A 19,015-nucleotide genomic window follows, 5' to 3' on the forward strand; every position below is an offset into this window, starting at 1 on the left:
TCTGGTCAGAGGCCCCGGCTGAGGCGGAACGGCCCGCGGTCCCAGCGCCAGCCGTGGCGGAGGGTGAGGGCGGCCAGGTCCAGTAGTTCCATGCCGGTCTCGGCGCGGTGTTCCCGAAGTTCGGACCAGGTCAGGGGACCGGTGGCGAGGCGGTTGCGGAGGATGTTCTCGTGGCGGGCGTCGACCTCGCGGCGCATGAGATCGGCGACGCCGGAGCTGCTGCCGGTCCAGACGAGCCAGCCCCAGCCCTGGGCGTGGGCATAGGCGCGAGCTGCTGCGGCTTTTGCCCGGTTCACCTGGAATGCCACGTGGCCCAGCGGGATGACGTCCAGGAGAACCACACGGCCGTCGGCGAATTGGGCCACGGCGGTGGGGTAGTGGAGGCGTTCCTGGCCGTCGATGTCGTAGACGATCTCGACCGGGTACTCCTGGAAGTGGTCGACCCGGTCACTGCCGTCGAGCAGCCGCAGCAGCTGCGCTTGCAGACCGGTGTCGAATGTCGTTTCGCGGCCGAGCTTTTCGGAGAATATGGAACCGCGGCCATCATCGTCGAAGTCGGCGGTGCGGGCCGGGACGACGGGGAGATCACCGGGCGACCCGTCGCCCCATTCCACCCGGCGCAGCCACGGATTCCAGATGCCCGCGGGCACCTCCTCCGGCTGCTGCGGCGGCAGCAGATGCCAGCGCCCCTTCTGCTGCCACCCGGCGATGCGCTGGAATACGAAGCCCGCCATGCGTTTGGAGTCCTGCAGATCGTGCCCCGCCAGCCGGAGCTTGAGATACGCCCAATCCTGGGCCGCGATATCGGTATCGGTGGCATAGGTTTCGCCGAGCAGCGTGCGCACCAGCCGCTCATAACCCCACCCCACCGGATACCGCTCGGCGAACACGCCCAGATCCGGCTGCCCGGTGGCCTGCGCCTGCCGCACCATATTCCCGACCGCGCGCGTGTACAGCTGCCGCGCCCGGTCCCGCGACACCCCGAACCGCAACCCCAGCAGCGTCAGCGTCTCGGGCGGCTCCCCGTCCAGCCCCAGCCGGCAGGTAATGAGCTCGGCCTCGCGCGGCCAGTCCACCGCCCGCTCGGCCACCATCCCGGCCAGCACCTCATTGACATCCTCGAGCCCGAAGGACACCCGCTCGCGCAGGTCGTCACGCAGCCCGGGGCGCAACTCGCCCCGCACCGAATCCATCTCGCTCCTCGTCAAGGTGGCCCCTACCTCTTCGCCAGTCTGTTCGACGAGCCTAACCGCGCGCACCGACAGTTACCGCCAACCGAGCCCAGTGAGCATCGGACAAATCGACAACTGGAACGCCGTGCGGGCACGAGTGTTTCAGAGGTTGAACCCCTACAGACGCCCCCGCTGATCTTGTTGAATGCGCCCATGGCGAACCAGACCCGCATCCGCATCACCTGGCCCACCGGCCACCTCACCGCCACCCTCGACGACGGTCCGACCACCACCGCCCTGCGCGCGGCCCTGCCCATCTCCGCCACCGCGAGCACCTGGGGCGAGGAGGTCTACTTCGACACCGGCGTCCGCGTCGCCCGCGAACCCGACGCCCAGCAGGTCGTGGCCCCCGGCACCGTCGCCTTCTGGACCGACGGCGACTCCCTGGCCCTGCCCTACGGCCCCACCCCGATCTCACGCGCCCACGAATGCCGCCTGGCCAGCCCCTGCAATATCCTCGGCCGCATCGACGGCGACCCGCGCGATCTGGCCACCGTCCGTGGCGGTGACCCGATCCGCGTGGAACTGGTGAACTAGACCCGCTACCCGATGGCCGCGTTCATGATGGTGCCCGCGCTGGTGGCGATGATGCCGCCGATCATGGCTCCCGCCACCATCTTCGGGGAGGCGAGTCCGCCGCCGGACCATTTCTCCCAGGCGAAGCGGCCACCGGCGTAGGTGATGGCCAGGACGCCGCCCAGCAGCACGAACCAGGTGAAGTAGCGCACCAGTCGCATGAGTTTGTCCGCCGCGGGCGGTGTTTCGGGCGTGGGGTTGCCGATCTGCGCGAACACAGTCTCGTGGAGCGGGAGCACAGTGTCGTGGAAGGCGCTGAGCATGGTGATCACCAGACGAGATTACCGCGAAGAACGGGCAACATGCCCGGGATGTGCGCGAGATCTATTGCGCGAGAAGGAAATTCATTTTCGTCGAGGGAGTGACGAGATTCGTTGAGCGGATGACGAGATTCGAACTCGCGACCCTCACCTTGGCAAGGTGATGCGCTACCAGCTGCGCTACATCCGCATGCTCACGTTTCCGGGGCGTTTGCCCCGTCCGGCTTGCGAGAAAGAACCTTAGCCGATGATCTGCCAAGTTCCAAAACGCCCGGGAATTGCCGGATCTACCTGCGTATTCACCGCGGGGTGGCTTCCTCCTTGAGCGGCACGATCGAGGAGACCAGGGTGCGGTTCCCGACCACGGTGGTGATGACCAGCTGGGCGGGCCAGGTGCGCTTGGTCCCGTCGGGATGGGTCTCGCTGACGATCATCACGTGCTGTCCGTCGAACGGACCGGGCAGGATCTGCACGCAATAGGTGGTGCCGACCGGAATGGTGTCGATCCCGGCCTGGATCTCGGCCGCCGGGGGCGCGATGGCGTCGGGCGCGAACATCTCCCGCACCGCCTGCCCGGACCGGTCGCCGTAATACCGGCTCTGCAGTGCGAGGATCACATCCGGCCCGGACCCGGTCCCGCCCGGCCCGTTGCCCCGCACATGCGCCCCGTTCACCTCGTTCGGGCATTCGGCCGAGGGTTCGGCGGCCGCCACCGCCGAGGTCGGCGTGGAGGTGGGCCCGGCCAGGGTGGAGATGGGCCGCGGTTCGGTCTCCGGGCTCATCTTGGCGACCTGCACCGCCACGGCCGCGACCACCGCGAGGATGGCCAGCAATCCGAGCAGCGGCACCGCCCACTGCTGCCGCGAGCTCTCCGCCACCCGCCGATGCCCGACCGGCCGCCGCGCGGCCGCGCCCACGCGCCGCCGCGGTGCGGGTTCCTCGTAGTAGTCGTCGTCCTCGTCGTAATCGTCGTAGTCGTCGTCGTATTCGTCGACGGGCTCCGTTTTGCGCGGCTCGGGAATCCAATCCGACCAGGAGCCGGTGTAATCCGCGTCCTCCCGCGGTAGCTGCGGATCCGATTCGGTGGTGCTCATGGCGTCGCCTGCGGTTGGCCACTGGGAATGATGATCTGATACCCGCTGGTCGGCGCGCCCGAGGTGGTGAACGACGGCATCCCGCCGACGGTCGACGGCGCGGTGGTCGCGCCGAAGTCGAAGGGCAGCTGCCCGCTGGGCGGGATGGTGGACGGCGCGGTCGACGGCTTGAAATCCAGTCCGCCGCCGGGCCGATCGCTGCCGCCGCTGGGCTCCCCGCCGGATTCCACGACCCCGGCCAGATCATTGGCGACGGCCGCGAACCACTTGCCCACGAATTCCGCCGCGCTCTCACCGAATCCGGCGCCCTGCGGGTTGGCGTAGTCGTGCTTCTGCGCGGTGTTCCAGTACTTCACCCAGGTGGTGACATCCAGGAGATCCTTATTGTCGGTAACGTTGGTCACCACCGCGGTGAACGCCTGGCTCACCAGGCGGCTGATGGTCGCCGGCGGCACCAACTCGGTGACGGCCCCGAGCAGTTTGGTCCCGAGCACCGCCAGCCCGGCCAGGGGATTGGCCAGCCCGGCGGTGGCGATCTCGGCGATATTGGCCGGGGTGAGAATGCTCTTCGCCACGGCCACAATCGAGTTGAGCACGATCGAGCCGACCTTGACCACCGCCTGCAACGCCCCGCCCAGATCGACCGTGGTGCGCGGATCGGAGGCCTCGGCGACGCGCTGGGACAGCGACTTTTGCGGCGAGATGGACAGATTGGTGATCGAGGTGCCGGAGATGTCCTTGTTCACCACATCGGTCAGCGTCTTGATCGAGGTGGAGGCGAGCGCGTCCACGATCGACCGCAGCGAGGCGATGGGATCCCCGCCCGACAATTCCACCTGCCCGGCGATATTGGCTACGGCCGTCACCAGCGGCGCACCGGTCGGCGCGTCACACGCCAAATCCCCGGTGGTGCAGAAGCTCGCGACCCGTCCGCTGAGACTGCCGAAGTTGGCGGCCGTATCGCTCTCGGGCCCGATGCCCTTACCGCTGGCCGGCGTCGTCGACTGCGGCGGCGCCGGCAACGCCGCCACCGCTGCGCCATCGGTGCCCGGCGCGGGATCGGGCGCGGTCTTGCCGGGCGATCCCGGGAACAGCGGTGCGTTGGCATTGCGCGTCGGATCGCCGAACAGCGCCACCGCCGCGACCTTGTCGGCCGGGATGGCGCCCTTGCCCGCCCCGACCTCCTGTGCGAACAGCGAGGCCACATGCGCCCCTTGCGAATACCCGGTGATCGCGACCCGCGTCCCGTCGCAGCGCTCGATCGCCTGTTTCGCCATGGACTTCAACCGATCCAGGCCATTGGCGATCGATTGCGAATACGGCGTCTTGTCATTGGACACCGCCCCGCCGAACGAGGCCTCGTACGGCACATAGGCGCGGTCGACCATGCCCTCTTCACCGGCCCCGGCCATCATGGGCCGGAAGACCATCGACAGCATGCCGGTATCGGTCTGCACCTCGGCATCCGGCGAGGACTCTCCGGTGCCCTGAATCCCCAGCGCGTACAACGCCGGACATTGTTCGATGGGCAGTTCGGTCTCGGGCGGACTGCCGCCCGCACCGCCGATGCCCACCCCCGTGAAAACACAGACGGCGGTGGCGATCAGCGTCGCATTGCGCATTGCCGCCAGGGGCGGTCGTTGTCGAGCCACGTCGCACCTCGTTCGGGTCAAGAAGCGGTGTCTGCGCCGGAGTAGGCGCGGGCGGTGATCCGCGCGCCGGCCGTGCGGGCGGCGGCGAGGATCTGCTCGGCCAGAAGCCGAACCGGTTGCGGTGGGGTGCGGGTGGGATCGCCGTCGTCACGCGGGGTGACGTCGGCGTCGGGATTCCATTCCGCGAGTTCGTGCGGTTCCAGGGCGCGCCACGGCTCCAGCCAGCCGAGCCGCCAGGATTGCGCGCCGAGGGCTCTGGCCAGGGCTTCGACCTCGTCGCGCCGTTCTTCGGCCCGATCCGGCAGCGGGCGGGCGGAATCGGCGACGGTGACGATGCCCACGACATGACTTCCGGCGGGAGTGGCATTGTGGCGGTGCGAGAGCAGGGCGCGTTGCAGGGTCGCCAGACCGCGCATATGCGTGCGGGCGACCAGCACCACCAGCGGCGAATCCATATCCGCGCCCAGCCCGATGCGCGCGGGCCAGCGCTGCCCGGCGTCCCCGGCCCAGCTGAGGCTCGCGGCCAGCGAACTCACGCCCGCCCCGCCGTGCACGCCGACCAGCCAGACCAGCGGCGGGCGCGGCGGCCGATTCGGGACGGCGCGATGCCACATGGGCACGGGCGGCAGCGTAATCGCGGTCATCGCAACGCCCCCAGCAAGGCGAGGTAGGCGTCGCGGGTCTCGGCGGCGAGCCGATGCCAGGAGATGACGCCGCCGCTCGCGAGATGAATATCGAAGGGCACCTGGATGACTTCGCGCACCCACGAACCCAGATGGGTGCGCACGTGCTCGACCACGGTCTTCCCGGCCCCGGGCACCTGCTCGGTCAGCACGATCACCGCATCGCCGACCACGAACTCGCCGAAATTCTCGTCCAGCCATTGCAGGGCGGGCTGCAGCCGGTTGATGGCATCCGGGCGGGCGGCGACCGAGATCACCAGGCCCACCCGCGGATCGGCCAGCAGGGGAGCGGCCAGCCGGCTGGTCACCGGCGCGCCCGCATCGAAGACGGCCAGCAGACCGGCGGTTTCGAGATGCCGCTGCACCGACAGCAGCGATTCCCGCCGCGGCAGCGGATCCGGGCTGCGGTCCAGAATCCGCACACCCGTCGACGCCTGCCCCGAGCACGCGCCCACGGTGGAGGGCAGTTCGGGATGCGGGGTGAGCAGCCAATCCTGCACGGTGCTCACCGGTTTGGCCACATCGCAGCCGCGCAGCGCGAGATCGCCGCCGCCGAGGGTGGCGTCCACCGCCACCGGCCACACCTCGCCCTCGCTGTCCACGGCCGCCGCCGCGGCCAGCCCGAGCGCGGTGGTCGACGCCCCCGACGATCCGGATCCGCCGAGCACCAGCACCGACGGCAGCGCGGCCCGCACCAGCCGCCCCTGCCCGCCCCGCAACGGGACCGGGTCGGTGGGCTTGCCCGCGGGCGCGGGCTGGGCGAGTTCGGTTGTCTCGGAATCGCTCGCGCGCCGGATGAGATCGCGGACGTCGACCATCGCTCATCCACCTCCGGCATGGTCAGCGGTGCGGTCGGTCATGGCGGCTCAGCCTCCGGCGACGATCGAGCTGATCCGCACCTGGCCGTCGCGCACGGTGGTGGTCATGGTCTGCTGCCACGCCGATTGCGAACCGTCCAGGCGGCGTTCGTCCACCCGGACGTTCCAGCGGTCGGTCGCGACCTTGGCCACGGTCACGCAGTGCTGGGTGCCGACGGGGATGGAGGAGATCGCCTCGCGGGTGGATTGTTCCGGGGCGGCCAGTGCGTCCGGGGTGAGCAGGCCGCGCACGGCCTTCGCATCGCGCAGCACGTACCAGGAGTATTCGAGGCGCAGGATCACGCCCGGCCCGGTGGTGAGATCGCCTGCGCCGGAACCGCTGACGATATCGCCGTTATTGGCCTCCGGGCACCAGCCCGGCGCGGGCTCGGCCACCGGGGTGACATTCTCCGAGGTCGGGGAGACGGCCTGCGGCGGCTGCGTCTCCTCGGGCGTGACCGTCAGCAGCACACCGGCGATGACCAGCGCGAGCACGCCCACCGCCGCCGCGACCAGCGTGATGCGCTGCCGCAGCTGCTGTTTACGGCGCTCGACGCCCGCCCGCCGCCGGGCCTCCAGCACCAGCGGGGCCATCGGATCCTCGGCGAGCAGTTCCGCGGCCGCCACTCTCGATTTCCGCAGCGCACCGCGCTTGTGGAACGCCCCGTCGGCATCCCGGACCGGCGGCCGATCGCTGTCGAGCCACTCCGCCCATCCCGGAGCCGGTTTCGGTGCGGGAGCGGGATCCTCCTTGTCCAAGATCACCGGCAGGGCGGGCATCGGAGGGCGCGCCGCCGTGGTGTCATCGTCTTTCACGGCGTCACCTTCTCCGTTCCTCTCAAGCGGGCGGGGCCGGCTGCACCGCGGCCAGGAAATCCTCGGGGGTCAGCGCGGGCATGGCGGGCATGTTCGCGAGCGCGGCGCCGAGGGAGTTCACCTGCGTGGTGGCGTCGTGGACGGCCTGTTCGACGTTCTGGGAGAACTGATCGACCGCGGTGGAAACCTGTTCGACCACCGGGGCGACCGCCGCCGCGACGGGTTCGACGGCCTGCGCGATCGGGGCGGCTACATCGACGCCGGGGGCAATGGCCTCGGCCACCGGGGCGACGGCATTGATGATCGGCGCGGCCACTTCCTGCGCCGCGACGCTCGGAGCCGAAACCGGGGCTACCGCAGGCTGACCGGCAATGGGCGCAGCTGCATCGACCGTTGCGGGATCGGGCGGCTGAACTTCGGGAGTGCCACCGGACAAGCCGCCGAGCGCGCCGCCAGCAAGTGTGCCGACTGCAGCTCCCAAGACTCCACCTGGCAGAGCACCGACTGCGCCACCGATCATGCAGCCAGCCACGCCACCGATCGCCGCACCCGCAGGAGCGCCAGCACCGGCGGTTGGGATGCCACCGATCAATGCGCCTGCGACTCCACCAATCACCCCGCCGGCAACGCATCCTCCGAGACCGAAAACCGCCGTGCCCGCGATGCCGATTCCTGCTCCTACGACGCTCCCAGCAACGCTGCCAGCGGCCATGCGATCTGACTGTTCGCGCGGAAAACCCAGGCCGTCGTACATTGCGGCAATCTGCCACTCAGCCATGTCGAGGTAGGCCTGCGCCTTGTTGCGCGTCTTTTCGTCAATGAAATCGGGCAGTTGAACCTTGTTCGTGCCGACCCGCAGCTGATGTGGGTCGGCGGGCATGACAGCTGGCCCATTTGGGTCAGCCGGCTGAGGCTCAACGGCTTCAGGCTCACTGTCGCCCGCATCCGGAGTCTGTGGCGTGACCAATGTGTCGATATTCGGCTGCGTCTGCTGCTGTGGCCGCGGCCGGTTCGGTGGAGCAACGGGCGGATCCGGAATGTAATCCGCCGGACTCGGCGCGGGCGCGACCACCGGCGGTTCCGGGGTGGTGCTCAACCCCGGCTGCCCCTCACCCGGTACCGCCAGCCCGGGTTGCCCGGGCTCCGCGCCCGCTACCCCGTGGCCCGCCACCAGCATGAGCGGTAAGACGGATAATGCGAAGGAGGTACGTTTCGAAGTCATTCCCATTCCCCAATTCCCCGAAGATCCTGCGGGCCCTCCCGCTCGAAACCCCCTGCCAGTAGCGCCTTCCGCGCCCCTGACCCGCGACATCGCAGATGGCCCATCCGAACTGGTTCGTGACGACCCATGACGAAACCCCACCACCGTGCGATGATCATGTTGCCGGGTCGATATTACCCGTAACCGCTCCCCTCACAAGGGGATACGGAGCAGTCGGAACGAATAATTCAAGCAACGGGTTCCCGCGTCGTAATATCGCTCCCACACACGCAAGAGCCGTGCGCCGCAATCCCTCTCGCCCGCCCGCCGGTTCCCGGAAGGAATTCCCATGCGTGCCAAGGCAGCACACTTCACGCAAATTTTCTTGACCTTGGTCTTCGCCGCCGCGCTCGCCGCCTGCGGAACCCCCGCCCCCACCGTCACACCCACCACGACCACGCCACCTCCGGACCCGACCCGCCCACCCGCCGAAATCCGCTGGGAGCCCTACCAAGGCATCCAGCTACCGATCGGCGCACAGGACGGCCCCGCCAAACCGTCCCCCGTGGCCATCGGCTACTCCCATTCCCCCCAGGGTGCCGCCCTAGCCGCCATCAATCACACGCTTCGGCTTTCCCTGGCCCCCGACGGCGCCTGGCCCCACATAGCCAACCTCACCCTCATCACCGGCCCCGCCAAGGACTCCTGGGTCCTGGCCCGAGCCCAGATCTCCATCACCACCCCCGCCGACCCAGCCACCGCCCCCCGCATCTCCGCCTACAAGATCGCCTCCTACACCCCCGACCGCAGCGACGTCACCATCTACACCACCTACCCCGACGCCAGCATCGCCTCCACCACCCGCACCGTCCTCTGGGCCGCCGACGACTGGCGCCTGCAACTCCCCGACCCCGAGTCCAAAGAGCCCACCATCCAAGCCATCGACTTCATCCCCTACGACGCGATTCCTCTAACCCCACCCGCCTGACAGCGACCGATCAATTCAGATTCACGGTGTGCCGCCTGATGATGTCCTCGATCGGCCGCCCCGAACCGTCTCGGCCCGTCGATTCAACACCATCGAAGATGGCGTCCAGAATGTCAGCCCGATCGAGAGTGGCAGGCAGCCGATGCGACGCCCGCGCACTGACAATGACCGCATGCAGCACGGCCGCATAGACCCGCACCCGCGGCACAGCAAGCCGCCACCCCGATCCCTCCCACTCCCGCAACTGCGCCGCCACGGCATCGAGCACATCCACGATCACCTGAATCTCGACCCGATCGGGGTCATCGCAACACATGACGCCCCCCGAGAAACACAGCCCCATAACCGAACACCGCAACCCGCATCATCGCGAACACCGACTTGCGCCGTCTCGCCGGCGGCCGCGCGGCGGCCCGCCCATTGAGAACCATGCGCCCGGCCGCGACGAACACGTCCCGCACCCGCCGCCGCACCAGACACCGATCCACCCCGCACCCGAGATGCCACTGCATAGCGGTGTGGGCTTGAGTGGCAGTCAATTCGCCGGGGTCGGCGTAGCACGACCACAGCCCGCGCACCGAATACCCCACCGCGGCCGCCTCGGGCGTGGGGTGACCGACATCTATGGCCTGCTGCTTCTCGCGGTCGACGCGTTCGATAATCGCCTGCGCCGACCATGGGTTCGTCTGCTTGTTGCCGAACATCGTTGGCCTCCTCGGCCTCTCGTGGCTCCGTACGCCCAGATTCAGTTGCGCGGGAACGATGGTGAATGTCGGGCCGGGCGTGCCACCAGCACAGCACCAGCATTCGATAGAGACCAGCAAAACCGAGAACTCGATTATGATTGATCTGTTGCCGCAGAGCGGGATCCGCTTACGAGATGAAGTCAGATTCGATTTCCGATCCGATGTGACTCGATTTCTGGGAGAAGAACGTGAGCAGCATCGAAGACGACGGTCCTTCCTCGACCCTTCCGCGCCGCCAACTCGGGCGGTTTCTTCGCGAACAACGTGAATCGACCGGATTCACCATCGCCGAGGCGGCCAAACTGGTTGACCTGTCCAGAGCGGTCCTCCAGCGCATCGAGACCGGGCAGATTCAAAAAGTCCGCAAACAGGACGTCGACGCCTTGTGCAAGCTGTACGACGTCGGGGAAGACGAGACCGCGGCCGCCGTAGATCTTGCGGTTCAAGCTCGGGCCAAGAGCTGGTACCACGCCTACGGCGGGCTGTATAGCAGCGCCTTCAATATGTACGTCGGGCTCGAGGCTGCCGCCCGGCGGTTGACCACCTACCACGATCAGCACATCCCGGGACTGCTCCAGACCGCCGAGTACGCGCGAGCGATCATCAGCGCATTGCCCAGGTTCACCAGCCGGGAGGACATCGATACGCGCGTCGAGTATCGAATGAAACGCCAGGTGCTGATAACGCGCCGGACGAACCCGGTAGAGATGGACGTCGTGCTCCATGCGTCGGTGCTCCACCGGGTGATCGGTGGCCCGAATGTCATGGCGGGAGCGTTGCGGCATATGGCCGAGATGTCCAAGCTCCCCAACATCACGATCCGAATCCACCCGTACAGCGCGGGCCTGACGTGGGGGAGGCCGCACGGCTCGTTCATCCTCCTGGAGTTCGACCGGAACGCCAGAGGAGAGGCGATCGAGCCCCCGGTGGTTTACATGGATGGCGGGCTGTCCCAAGACGTTTACCTCGAGAAGACCGACGATGTGCGGCTCTATAGTGAGCTTGCTACGGCCATCCGGGGTACATGTCTGGGTGAGATAGAAAGCAGAAACCTGCTGCGGCAGGTAGCGAAGGAGCACGAACGTAGTGAACGGTAATCTATCCGGGATGGCGTGGTTCAAAAGCAGCTACAGCGAAGGCAGTTCGACCTGTGTCGAGGTGGCCTGGCTCGAGGGGGGAGCGGTCGGCATCCGCGACTCCAAGAATCCCAGCGGCCCCGCACTGGTCTTCGCTCCTGGCGAGTGGGATGCCTTCACCGCCAACATAATCGACGGCAACCTCACACACCCATAATGAACGCTCCTGGCGCTGAACCCACCACGATCAGCGAAGCGGCCGCTGAGCCGAGAACAACGTGACGTCACCGACGTCGGTGATCTCAACCTCGGCGAACGCGGCCCGCAACGCCGCCTCCAGTCCAACTCGATCATCGGCGGCGTTGTTGAACGCCCCAACGCGGGTGTAAACAGCGGTAAGCGCACGCCCGAACAGCGTGCGCGGCCGCTGGTTCAGGATCGTCGACCCGAACAACGTGCCATCCTTGGCAAGTACTCGCGCCAAATGCGCGAACGCGACACCTTTCTCCGCGAAAGAGCCCGGCACGCAGTGCATCACGAAGTTCACCCCGATGGAATCGAAGTCAATCCCCGCCCTGTCGGGCACCGGATCGAGCACGTTACCGGTAACGGCTCGCACCTCACATCCCTTGCCGCGCAAACGCCGCCGAGTGTGCTCCATCGGGACCCGGTTCAGATCCATCAAGGTGACGACGGCCCCGGCGACCCGCCGCGCGTTGACCAGATACCACCCCGACCCAGGCCCAACCTCGAGATGCCGCCGCCCAAAATGCTTGTCGTATGCCGCAAGCATGACCTCAGCCGGACACCGCCACGCAAACCGATCCGACAACCGAATCACCCACAGGTCATAAATCGCCAGAAACACCGGCGTATACGGCCGCACAGCACGAACCGCATCCTTGTCGACCATCGTGTACTTCACCCCCGTAGGACGTAATGACTTACGGTCGTTATTGCAGAACCGCTTCGATGAATTCCATAGGCGGACGGTACGAGTGCTCACATACATAGTGAGCGATCATGTCCGGTGTCGCGTATTTCACGCCATCAGTGCCCTCGACTCGAATCTCGCCGAACCCCACCGGAAAATCTCCGTTGGATGACTTAGTAACGGTTGGCGCTGGCATAGGTCCGGCGGGACGGGGACAAAGGTTGCATGTGTGCCAACCCCGAGTTCGATTTACCGAGTTACGGCACAGCTCAACCAATCGTTCAGAAAACTCTCCAGGAGTTTCCCCTCGGGCGTACACCTCCGCCTCGTCGAGCCAACCAATACTGATTGCCCCGTCCTTGAACTCGTCGATAAAAGAATACGGAGATGAATCCTCAAAATAGGTCATCAAACTTCACCCCTGTATGCAGCCAAGTGCACATTACCCTGGCTCGGCCTCAGCAACTTCGACAGCCGGGTCGGCTGAGCCGCGGTTACTGGGTATCTTAATACGGCAGCTTCATCCCTCTTTTCGCCATCATTTGACCATAGGCAGATTCCATCGATTCCACTTTCTCAAGGGCTTCCCTGACGGCAAATAAGGCATCATCGATGTTCCTGTTGCTGAGCTCCGCCTCGGCTTCCTGTAGAGTTTCCTTCAAGAGGTGTAAGCTGTCGCCCTGTATGGTCAATCCGGGAAACCTCCTTCCCTCCCAGGAGACGAGGGAATAATCGCCTTGCGTTTCCAGTAGCTGTGCTTCGAATCCCATTTTCTACTATCCTCCTAGATTTGGGTAGAAGGTCACGTAAGGGAGGCCTTCTGCGGGTGGATGGGTGAAGATGTCGATTCGCCGCCCGTATCCAAGCTCTGTCGATCCTTGTGGCAGCGATCCCTTGATTCTGCTCCGCATTCTCGAGTTTGCATCGGGTATCGAATAGTCCCAGTCGGACCACGGTCCAGCTGTGCCGGATGCCCGACTGCCAACAACATGAATTTCTACTCCACGAAGATTTGCAGCATTCTGGATGCGGAGAGCGTCGGACGGGGAGATGTTATCAATATTCCCGCCGTTACCGTACGTCGGCTTTCGGCATCCTTCAGGAGCGAGCCCGAGCGGGTCGCTCCAGACTATGGGGTTGTGCGGGTAGGTAATGGGATTCAGTGCGGGAGCCAAGCCGAGCGGGTCAGGTGTAAGGAATCTTCCTGTCGCCGCGTCGTAGAAACGATGAAGATTGTAGTTCAGCCCAGACTCTGAGTCATACTGTTGCCCGGCAAATCGCAGAAGCGTGGCCACATTCCCAACCCAAGAGACATGTCCCCAAAGGGTTGTTGCCGAGGCACCCTCGACGGAGGCGGAGTCGACGTCGATGAGTTCCGTTGGGTTTCCGACGAGATCGGTGACGATGGCGTAAAACTCACGATCGATGATCGCCGGGTCTGTGGACTGGGTGATAGGGATATGGGTGCTGGGTTTGTAGTGCCACCGGGTTGACAAGCCACCTGCGGTTTGTTCGGTGAGGTGGGTACCGTCCCAGGTGTAGTCGACGCGTTCTAGGACGGTGCCGTCGATGGCGAGGTGTTGTTTGGTGGCGCGGCGGCCGAGGGCGTCGTAGGTGTACCGCCACCACTGGTGGTCGGGTGTCCAGACGTCGGTGAGTTGGTCGAAGGCGTCGTACCGGTAGTGCCAGACGTCGGGCTTGCGGGACAGGCGGGTGGTGGATTTACGGATCAGGCGGCCGGATTCGTCGTAGTGATAGTGGGTGCGGCCGTCGTGGATGAGCAGGTTGTCACGGTACTTGCGGCGGGTGTGCTGGGTAGTGGTGGCGCGGGCGTCAACGGTTTCGAGCGGTGCGGTCGAGGGCGTGCTAGGAGTTTGGCTGTAGGTGATGTTGCTGAGTGCGTCGTAGGTGTATTGCTCGGTGAGGGTCCCGTTTTGGGCGAGGGTGGTCACCCGGCCAGCTGAATCCAGTTGATAGTCACGATAGATCGTGGCCTGATCAGCATGGGTGGTGTGATTGGTGATGTACCCGTCTGAGCGCCAGGTGTATTCGTCGGTGCGCAGTTGCCGGGGATCAGGGCGTGGGCTGGTGCCGAGGCCGAGGGTGGACAGGCGGGCGGGGAAGCCTGTGACGGTTTGGCGTTCGAGGTGGCCAAGCGGGTCATGCTGGTGTGCGATGGACAGTTCACCGACAGTCCATTCGGTGAGTTGTCCGGCAGGGTTGTGGGCGAAGCCGATGGTGTGGCCATCGGTGTCGAGAGCAGTGGGGCGGCCGCACCAGTCCCAGCGCCAGCGCGTTTGTGCGCCGGTGGGCGTAGTGCGGAGGTCTCGTCGGCCCATTGGGTCGTACTCGAATCGCATCGGGGTGCCCGCGTCGAGTGTTTGGGTGCTGAGCTGGCCGCCCGGGGTGTAGGTGAAGTCGAGGGCGTGGATTACGCGGTCGGCGTGGCCGCTGATGGCGGTGAGCAGGCGGCCGAGGGGGTCGTGGGTGTAGCGGCGCCAATCGCCGGAGTCGGCGGCGATTTCGGTGAGGCGGCCGAGGAGGTCGTAGCGGTGTCGGCGGGTGACGCTGGTGGCCGGGGTGACGGTGGCGACGCGGCCGGCGAGGTCGTGGGTATAGGTGGTGGTGGCGCCGTTGTAGTCGGTTTCCGAGGTCAGTCTGCCCGCGGGGTCGTAGCGGTAGTGCCAGGTGTGGCCGAGGGGGTTGGTGACTGCGGTGAGGCGGCGTTCGGTGTCGTAGGTGTAGCGGGTGGTCGAGCCGTCCGGATCGGTGCGGGAGATGGGCAGATCCCAGCTGCCGTAGGTGTATTCGGTGGTGCCGCCCGCGCGGTTGGTGTGGGTGAGCAGGTTGCCTTCGCCGTCGTAGGTCCACGACTCGTGGTGTCCGTCGGGGTCGAGGCGGCGGAGGAGTTTCCCTTCCGCGGACCAGTGATAGCGGGTGGTGTGGCCGAGGGGGTCGGTGACCGCGATGGGGTGGCCGAAACCGTCGCGAACGATGCGGGTGGTGGCACCGAGAGGGTCGACCACCGAAATTGGAAGACCGGCCGCGTCGACGGTGATAGCGGTACGGGCGGTGTTGGGTTCGGTGATCGTGGCGACCGCGCCACCCGGGTGATACGTGTAAGCGGTGCGGATTCCACCGGGATCAGTTGTGGCGGTGAGGTTTCCGTGTGCGTCCCAGTCGCGGTGCTCGGTGCTGCCGTCGGGATGGGTGATCGTCTCCGGGCGATTGCGCCAGGCGTAGTCGATGTCGATGGCGAGGCCGTCTGGGCGGACGATGCGGGTCACGTCGCCGTCGGCGGTGTAGGTGTAGTGGGTGATCGCGTTGTCGGGGGCGGTGACCCGCAGAGGTTTTCGGGCGGCGTTGTAGTCGATGCGGGTGTGCCCGCCCGCAGGGTCCATGATGTCGCGGACGCGCAGATCGTGGTCGAAGCCCCGGGTGGTGACCGCGCCCTGGGAATTGATGTGGCGGGTGAGATGGCCGGAACCATCAGGGTAGGCGAGATAGTCGAATCCGGCGTTGAGGATGCCGTCGGTGCCGTGTTGCAGGATCACGCGACCGGCGCTGTCGTAGGTGTTGACCATCGACGTGCCGCGGGAATCGGTCCACGACAGCATGCGGTCACGGTCGTCGTAGGTGTAACCGGTGGTGGCACCGGCGCCGTTGGTCACCGCCGCCAGATTGCCTGCCGCATAACCGAATCGACGCACGACCACGTGCTCCGGGTGATCGGAACCGGCCTGGCCGGCCCCCTCGGCATCGTCGAAACCGCCGCTGCCGCTGGATGTTCGGCTCGGGTCGAGGACGGTGAGCGCCGTGACCCTTCCGATGTCGGAATCGGTGGTGATCTCGACGCGGTAGCCGCCGCTGTGAGTGATCGCGGCCGGCGCGCCGTCGGCGTCGTAATGGAATCGAATGCGATTGCGGTGCCGATCGGTGATCGCCGCGAGCCGATACACCCCGAACATCCCATCGAGGCCGGGCTCGGGAGCGAAATGCCAGATGATCTCGCGTTCGGGATCGGCGACGCGGTAGGTGCCGGTATCGGCGCGCACGCACGTGTACCGCACCCCGCCGGTGAGCGGCGGCACCGCGGCACCGGGGTCGGCGTGCGGGTAGGCGAGCAGGAGCCCGTCCTCGCCGAGGAAGGTCACCTGCTCGGCGTCGACGACCACCCGCATATCCAATGTCGAGGACCAGGTGGGCCCGAACCAGCGGCCCCACCGATAATTCGAGCGATGCCGCCGCCGCAGTATCAGCGGCAGTACGCCCGGCAGGGTGAGATCGATTTCGGGCAGCAGGAATTCGCCCGTCGCGGCATCGACCGGGTCACCGCATTCGGCGACATCGCGAGCGGTTTGCGTATTCGCCGGGTCCCCGGCCGCATCGGCGACATCGCGGTCGGGACCGGGCGGGTCTTGCGGTGAATCCGAATCCGGTTGCCCGCCTTGGTTATCGGGTTCGGGACTTGGTTCGTGGGCTTTCGGCTCGTCCGGCCGGTCACCGGCATTGTCGTCGCCACGCGTATCGGGATCGCGGCCATGGATGGTGTCGTCGTCGGGAGACGATCCGTGCTCGGGTTCGGTGTGCGCGCGGGGTTCGGGGTCGCGGCGTGGTGTGTCCGGGGCGTCGGAGTGCGGGCGCGGCGGATTTCCTGCGTCCAGGTTGGTGCGTGGAGTTGTCGCGTCACCGGGGTGTGGGCGAGGACCTGCCGGGGTGTCCGGGGCAGGTCGGGCGCCCGGTGCCGGGTTGCTGGATCCCGAGCCGTGGTGGGCGGGGCTGACCGACGCCGGAGACGACGGACTCCGGCCGGACGGGCTGTCCGCCCGTGCCGGACCGGCGACCGGTTCCGGGCGGGTCACGGACCCGGGAGCATCCCGCAGCGGGGCTGAAGGGGCGGTGGAGGATGCGGGCCCCGCAGTCGGTTCGTCCGCGCGGGGACTGGGTTCCGCAGCCCGTTCGGGCGCGGAGCCGGTGGTGTCGGTGCGCCCGGTTCCCTCGTCGGGTGCTGGGGCATCGGACCGGGTTGTCGCCGGTGAGCCCGGCTCGGAATTCGGTTGGTGCCCAGGGCTGTTCGCACCGGGATCGGCGTGCACCGTATCCGTGCCGTCGGGGGTGATATCGGTGTCGGCGCGTGCCGGTGCGGGAGCGTCACCGGCTGGGTGGGTCGCGGGGGCGTCGGAGTCCGGACGTGGGCCCGGGGTGGCCGGGTCGTCGGCTCGTGCCGGTCCGGTCGAGTCATCTGGGCGTTGCGCCGGTGCGTCGGGCGTCGGATCGAGATGCGTTGGCGGAGTATAGGTGTCGCGCTCCGGTCCGGATGGGTCGGAGTCCGGCCGCGTACCGGGCGTGGCCGGGTCGTCGAGTCCGGACCCCGCCGACGGCTCGCCGGCGCGAGGACCGGCCGTGTCGACGGTCGTATCGGGCCGCGCCGTCGGTGAGTCCGGGCTGGGCTGCCCTCGCCCGTCCGACACCTCGACATGCCCGCCGCCGTCATCGTCGGTGTGCTCGCGGGCACCGGGCTGCTCGCGCGCGGGCGCGGGTTGATCCTGATGTGCCGCTTGCACATTCGCGTCGGGACGCTCCGGTTCCGGGGCTGCGCCCGCACCGCGATCCTGCGGCGGAGCGTCCACGTCCCGTGGGCTCTGGTCCGCCACATCGGGCGTATCCCGTTGCGGCACACCGCTGCTGGTATCGGCATGGTGATCGACCGGCGAGCCGGATCTGTCCGGCGCCGTCCGGCCGAGGTCGGGTGTGCGAGTCGGCGCATGGGGCGACGGGGCGAGATTGTCCACCTTGTTCAGCAGCGACACCGGCTTGGTGGCCAGCCCGGCGCCGCCGGTCGGGATGGCGGTCACCGCGTCGAAGGTCAACGCGCCGAGCGCTTCGAACGGGTTGGCCTTCGCATCGTCGATCATCGCGTCGACCACCGGCCCCGGGTCGGCGGCGGTGACCGCCAGGCCCCCAGCCATATTCGACAAATTCTCCAAGTACTCGCCCGGATGGGTGAGGTTGTAGACATCGGTCGGGTTGAGTTGCCGGACGAACTGCACCAGCCCCGACCCCGCGGTCGAGAGCCCGTCGATGAAGCTCAACTTCGCGTATTCGCCGATCTGCCCCAGGTCCTCGAGATCGGCGCCCATGCGGGAGATGAAGGGTGGTTCTTCCGGCGCGGTTGCCTTGGCCGCCGCGATATCCGTCACCGCCTGCGCTGCAGCGGTGTCGCGGTTGGTCCGTGCCCGCGTCAGGGTGTCGCGGGCGGCCTGGAACATCGGTGACCAGGTATCGACCACCGTGGTCTTGGCCTTCTCCTCATCCGAGAGCGAATTCCACCGCGCCAGCACCCGTCGCCGCTCCTGTACGGCCGCATTCCACTGCGCGATCGCATCCGCGGCCAATCCCTGGGCCGCCGACACCGCCGCAGCCCACGCCTCCAAGGCGGTCTTGGCGTCGGTGAACGCGTCGGCGGCGTCGGTCCACTTGGCGGGTTGCGGGGAGAATCCCACCTGGTACCCGTCCGCGCCCGAGCCCTCCCAGCCGCTGATATTCCCGACCGCGCGCAGCCCTTCCCCGGTCTGGTCCGCCGCCGTCGACAGCTTCCCGAGACTGGTGCCGGCCTCGGTGATCGCCGACGGCTCCCCGCGGATCAGCTCCTTCGGGTCCTCGGTCTCCCCCAGTTCGCGTTCCTCGACCTCACCGCCCAACGCCGAGGACACGTGGTCGCCCACATCGTCGAGGGACTCGCCGAGCGAATCCCACCCGAGCCCGCGGGCGGCGTCCGCGCCGACATCGAGCACATCGTCGACTGCCTCGCCGAGTTTCGCGGTGGCAGCTTCGGCCGCGTCCTCGACGGCCTCCCCGACCTGATTGACCTTGTCCTCGAGCCAGTCCCCGATACCCACG

18 protein-coding genes and 1 tRNA gene are annotated in these 19,015 nt (G+C 67.2%); 4 read left to right on the forward strand and 15 right to left on the reverse strand.

The window, feature by feature from the left end:
- Positions 1–5: 5 nt before the first annotated feature.
- Positions 6–1,193 (reverse strand): hypothetical protein, encoded by a 1,188-nt coding sequence (locus ACYQ5L_RS14175; protein WP_459957809.1) that lies wholly within the window; start codon positions 1,191–1,193, stop codon positions 6–8.
- A 192-nt stretch (positions 1,194–1,385) separates the two neighbouring features.
- Here ACYQ5L_RS14175 and ACYQ5L_RS14180 point away from each other — a divergent pair, with 192 nt between their 5' ends.
- Entirely contained in the window at positions 1,386–1,769 is a 384-nt protein-coding gene (locus ACYQ5L_RS14180; protein WP_459957810.1) for a cyclophilin-like fold protein, read from the forward strand.
- Positions 1,770–1,774: 5 nt separating this feature from the next.
- On the opposite strand, the gene ACYQ5L_RS14185 is transcribed toward ACYQ5L_RS14180, so the two are convergent.
- The 8 genes from ACYQ5L_RS14185 to ACYQ5L_RS14220 all read right to left on the reverse strand — a co-directional run bounded on the left by ACYQ5L_RS14185 (position 1,775) and on the right by ACYQ5L_RS14220 (position 8,266).
- Positions 1,775–2,071: a hypothetical protein gene (locus ACYQ5L_RS14185; protein WP_459963430.1), complete on the reverse strand. Its 297-nt coding sequence runs from the start codon at positions 2,069–2,071 to the stop codon at positions 1,775–1,777.
- A 114-nt stretch (positions 2,072–2,185) separates the two neighbouring features.
- Positions 2,186–2,258 (reverse strand) — tRNA-Gly (locus ACYQ5L_RS14190).
- Between the two features lie 109 nt (positions 2,259–2,367).
- The gene (locus tag ACYQ5L_RS14195; protein ID WP_459957811.1) at positions 2,368–3,162 is read right to left on the reverse strand and encodes a DUF8176 domain-containing protein; all 795 of its coding nucleotides are present in this window, start codon (positions 3,160–3,162) and stop codon (positions 2,368–2,370) included.
- Positions 3,159–4,814: a cutinase family protein gene (locus ACYQ5L_RS14200; protein ID WP_459957812.1), complete on the reverse strand. Its 1,656-nt coding sequence runs from the start codon at positions 4,812–4,814 to the stop codon at positions 3,159–3,161. Before ACYQ5L_RS14200 ends, ACYQ5L_RS14195 begins: the two co-directional genes overlap by 4 nt.
- 17 nt (positions 4,815–4,831) lie before the next feature.
- On the reverse strand, positions 4,832–5,458 hold the full coding sequence (locus ACYQ5L_RS14205) for a hypothetical protein (protein ID WP_459957813.1): 627 nt from the start codon (positions 5,456–5,458) through the stop codon (positions 4,832–4,834).
- Entirely contained in the window at positions 5,455–6,315 is an 861-nt protein-coding gene (locus ACYQ5L_RS14210) for a MinD/ParA family ATP-binding protein (protein WP_459957814.1), read from the reverse strand. The genes ACYQ5L_RS14205 and ACYQ5L_RS14210 overlap by 4 nt, the downstream gene beginning before the upstream one ends.
- A gap of 48 nt (positions 6,316–6,363) precedes the next feature.
- Positions 6,364–7,170 (reverse strand): DUF8176 domain-containing protein, encoded by an 807-nt coding sequence (locus ACYQ5L_RS14215; protein WP_459957815.1) that lies wholly within the window; start codon positions 7,168–7,170, stop codon positions 6,364–6,366.
- A gap of 22 nt (positions 7,171–7,192) precedes the next feature.
- The gene (locus tag ACYQ5L_RS14220) at positions 7,193–8,266 is read right to left on the reverse strand and encodes a hypothetical protein (protein ID WP_459957816.1); all 1,074 of its coding nucleotides are present in this window, start codon (positions 8,264–8,266) and stop codon (positions 7,193–7,195) included.
- Positions 8,267–8,756: 490 nt separating this feature from the next.
- On the opposite strand from ACYQ5L_RS14220, the gene ACYQ5L_RS14225 reads away from it, so the two are divergent.
- Positions 8,757–9,359, forward strand: a complete 603-nt coding sequence (locus ACYQ5L_RS14225) for a DUF8175 domain-containg protein (RefSeq protein ID WP_459957817.1) — start codon at positions 8,757–8,759, stop codon at positions 9,357–9,359.
- Positions 9,360–9,369: 10 nt separating this feature from the next.
- Here ACYQ5L_RS14225 and ACYQ5L_RS14230 read toward each other — a convergent pair whose 3' ends face one another.
- Complete coding sequence (locus tag ACYQ5L_RS14230) at positions 9,370–9,639, reverse strand: hypothetical protein (RefSeq protein WP_459957818.1); 270 nt, start codon at positions 9,637–9,639, stop codon at positions 9,370–9,372.
- A gap of 22 nt (positions 9,640–9,661) precedes the next feature.
- Positions 9,662–10,063: a hypothetical protein gene (locus tag ACYQ5L_RS14235; RefSeq protein WP_459957819.1), complete on the reverse strand. Its 402-nt coding sequence runs from the start codon at positions 10,061–10,063 to the stop codon at positions 9,662–9,664.
- Positions 10,064–10,293: 230 nt separating this feature from the next.
- On the opposite strand from ACYQ5L_RS14235, the gene ACYQ5L_RS14240 reads away from it, so the two are divergent.
- Positions 10,294–11,202 (forward strand): helix-turn-helix domain-containing protein, encoded by a 909-nt coding sequence (locus ACYQ5L_RS14240; RefSeq protein ID WP_459957820.1) that lies wholly within the window; start codon positions 10,294–10,296, stop codon positions 11,200–11,202.
- 10 nt (positions 11,203–11,212) lie between these two features.
- Complete coding sequence (locus tag ACYQ5L_RS14245) at positions 11,213–11,398, forward strand: DUF397 domain-containing protein (RefSeq protein ID WP_459957821.1); 186 nt, start codon at positions 11,213–11,215, stop codon at positions 11,396–11,398.
- A gap of 30 nt (positions 11,399–11,428) precedes the next feature.
- Here ACYQ5L_RS14245 and ACYQ5L_RS14250 read toward each other — a convergent pair whose 3' ends face one another.
- From ACYQ5L_RS14250 to ACYQ5L_RS14265, 4 genes are all read right to left on the reverse strand, one after another.
- Positions 11,429–12,094, reverse strand: coding sequence for a class I SAM-dependent methyltransferase (locus ACYQ5L_RS14250; protein WP_459957822.1), 666 nt, complete (start codon positions 12,092–12,094; stop codon positions 11,429–11,431).
- Positions 12,095–12,134: 40 nt separating this feature from the next.
- Positions 12,135–12,524, reverse strand: a complete 390-nt coding sequence (locus ACYQ5L_RS14255) for a DUF7919 family protein (protein WP_459957823.1) — start codon at positions 12,522–12,524, stop codon at positions 12,135–12,137.
- Between the two features lie 97 nt (positions 12,525–12,621).
- Positions 12,622–12,885: a DUF6959 family protein gene (locus ACYQ5L_RS14260; protein ID WP_459957824.1), complete on the reverse strand. Its 264-nt coding sequence runs from the start codon at positions 12,883–12,885 to the stop codon at positions 12,622–12,624.
- A 6-nt stretch (positions 12,886–12,891) separates the two neighbouring features.
- Positions 12,892–19,014, reverse strand: coding sequence for a putative T7SS-secreted protein (locus ACYQ5L_RS14265; RefSeq protein ID WP_459957825.1), 6,123 nt, complete (start codon positions 19,012–19,014; stop codon positions 12,892–12,894).
- Between the last annotated feature and the right edge of the window lies 1 nt (position 19,015).

Source organism: Nocardia sp. IFM 10818, assembly GCF_054655275.1.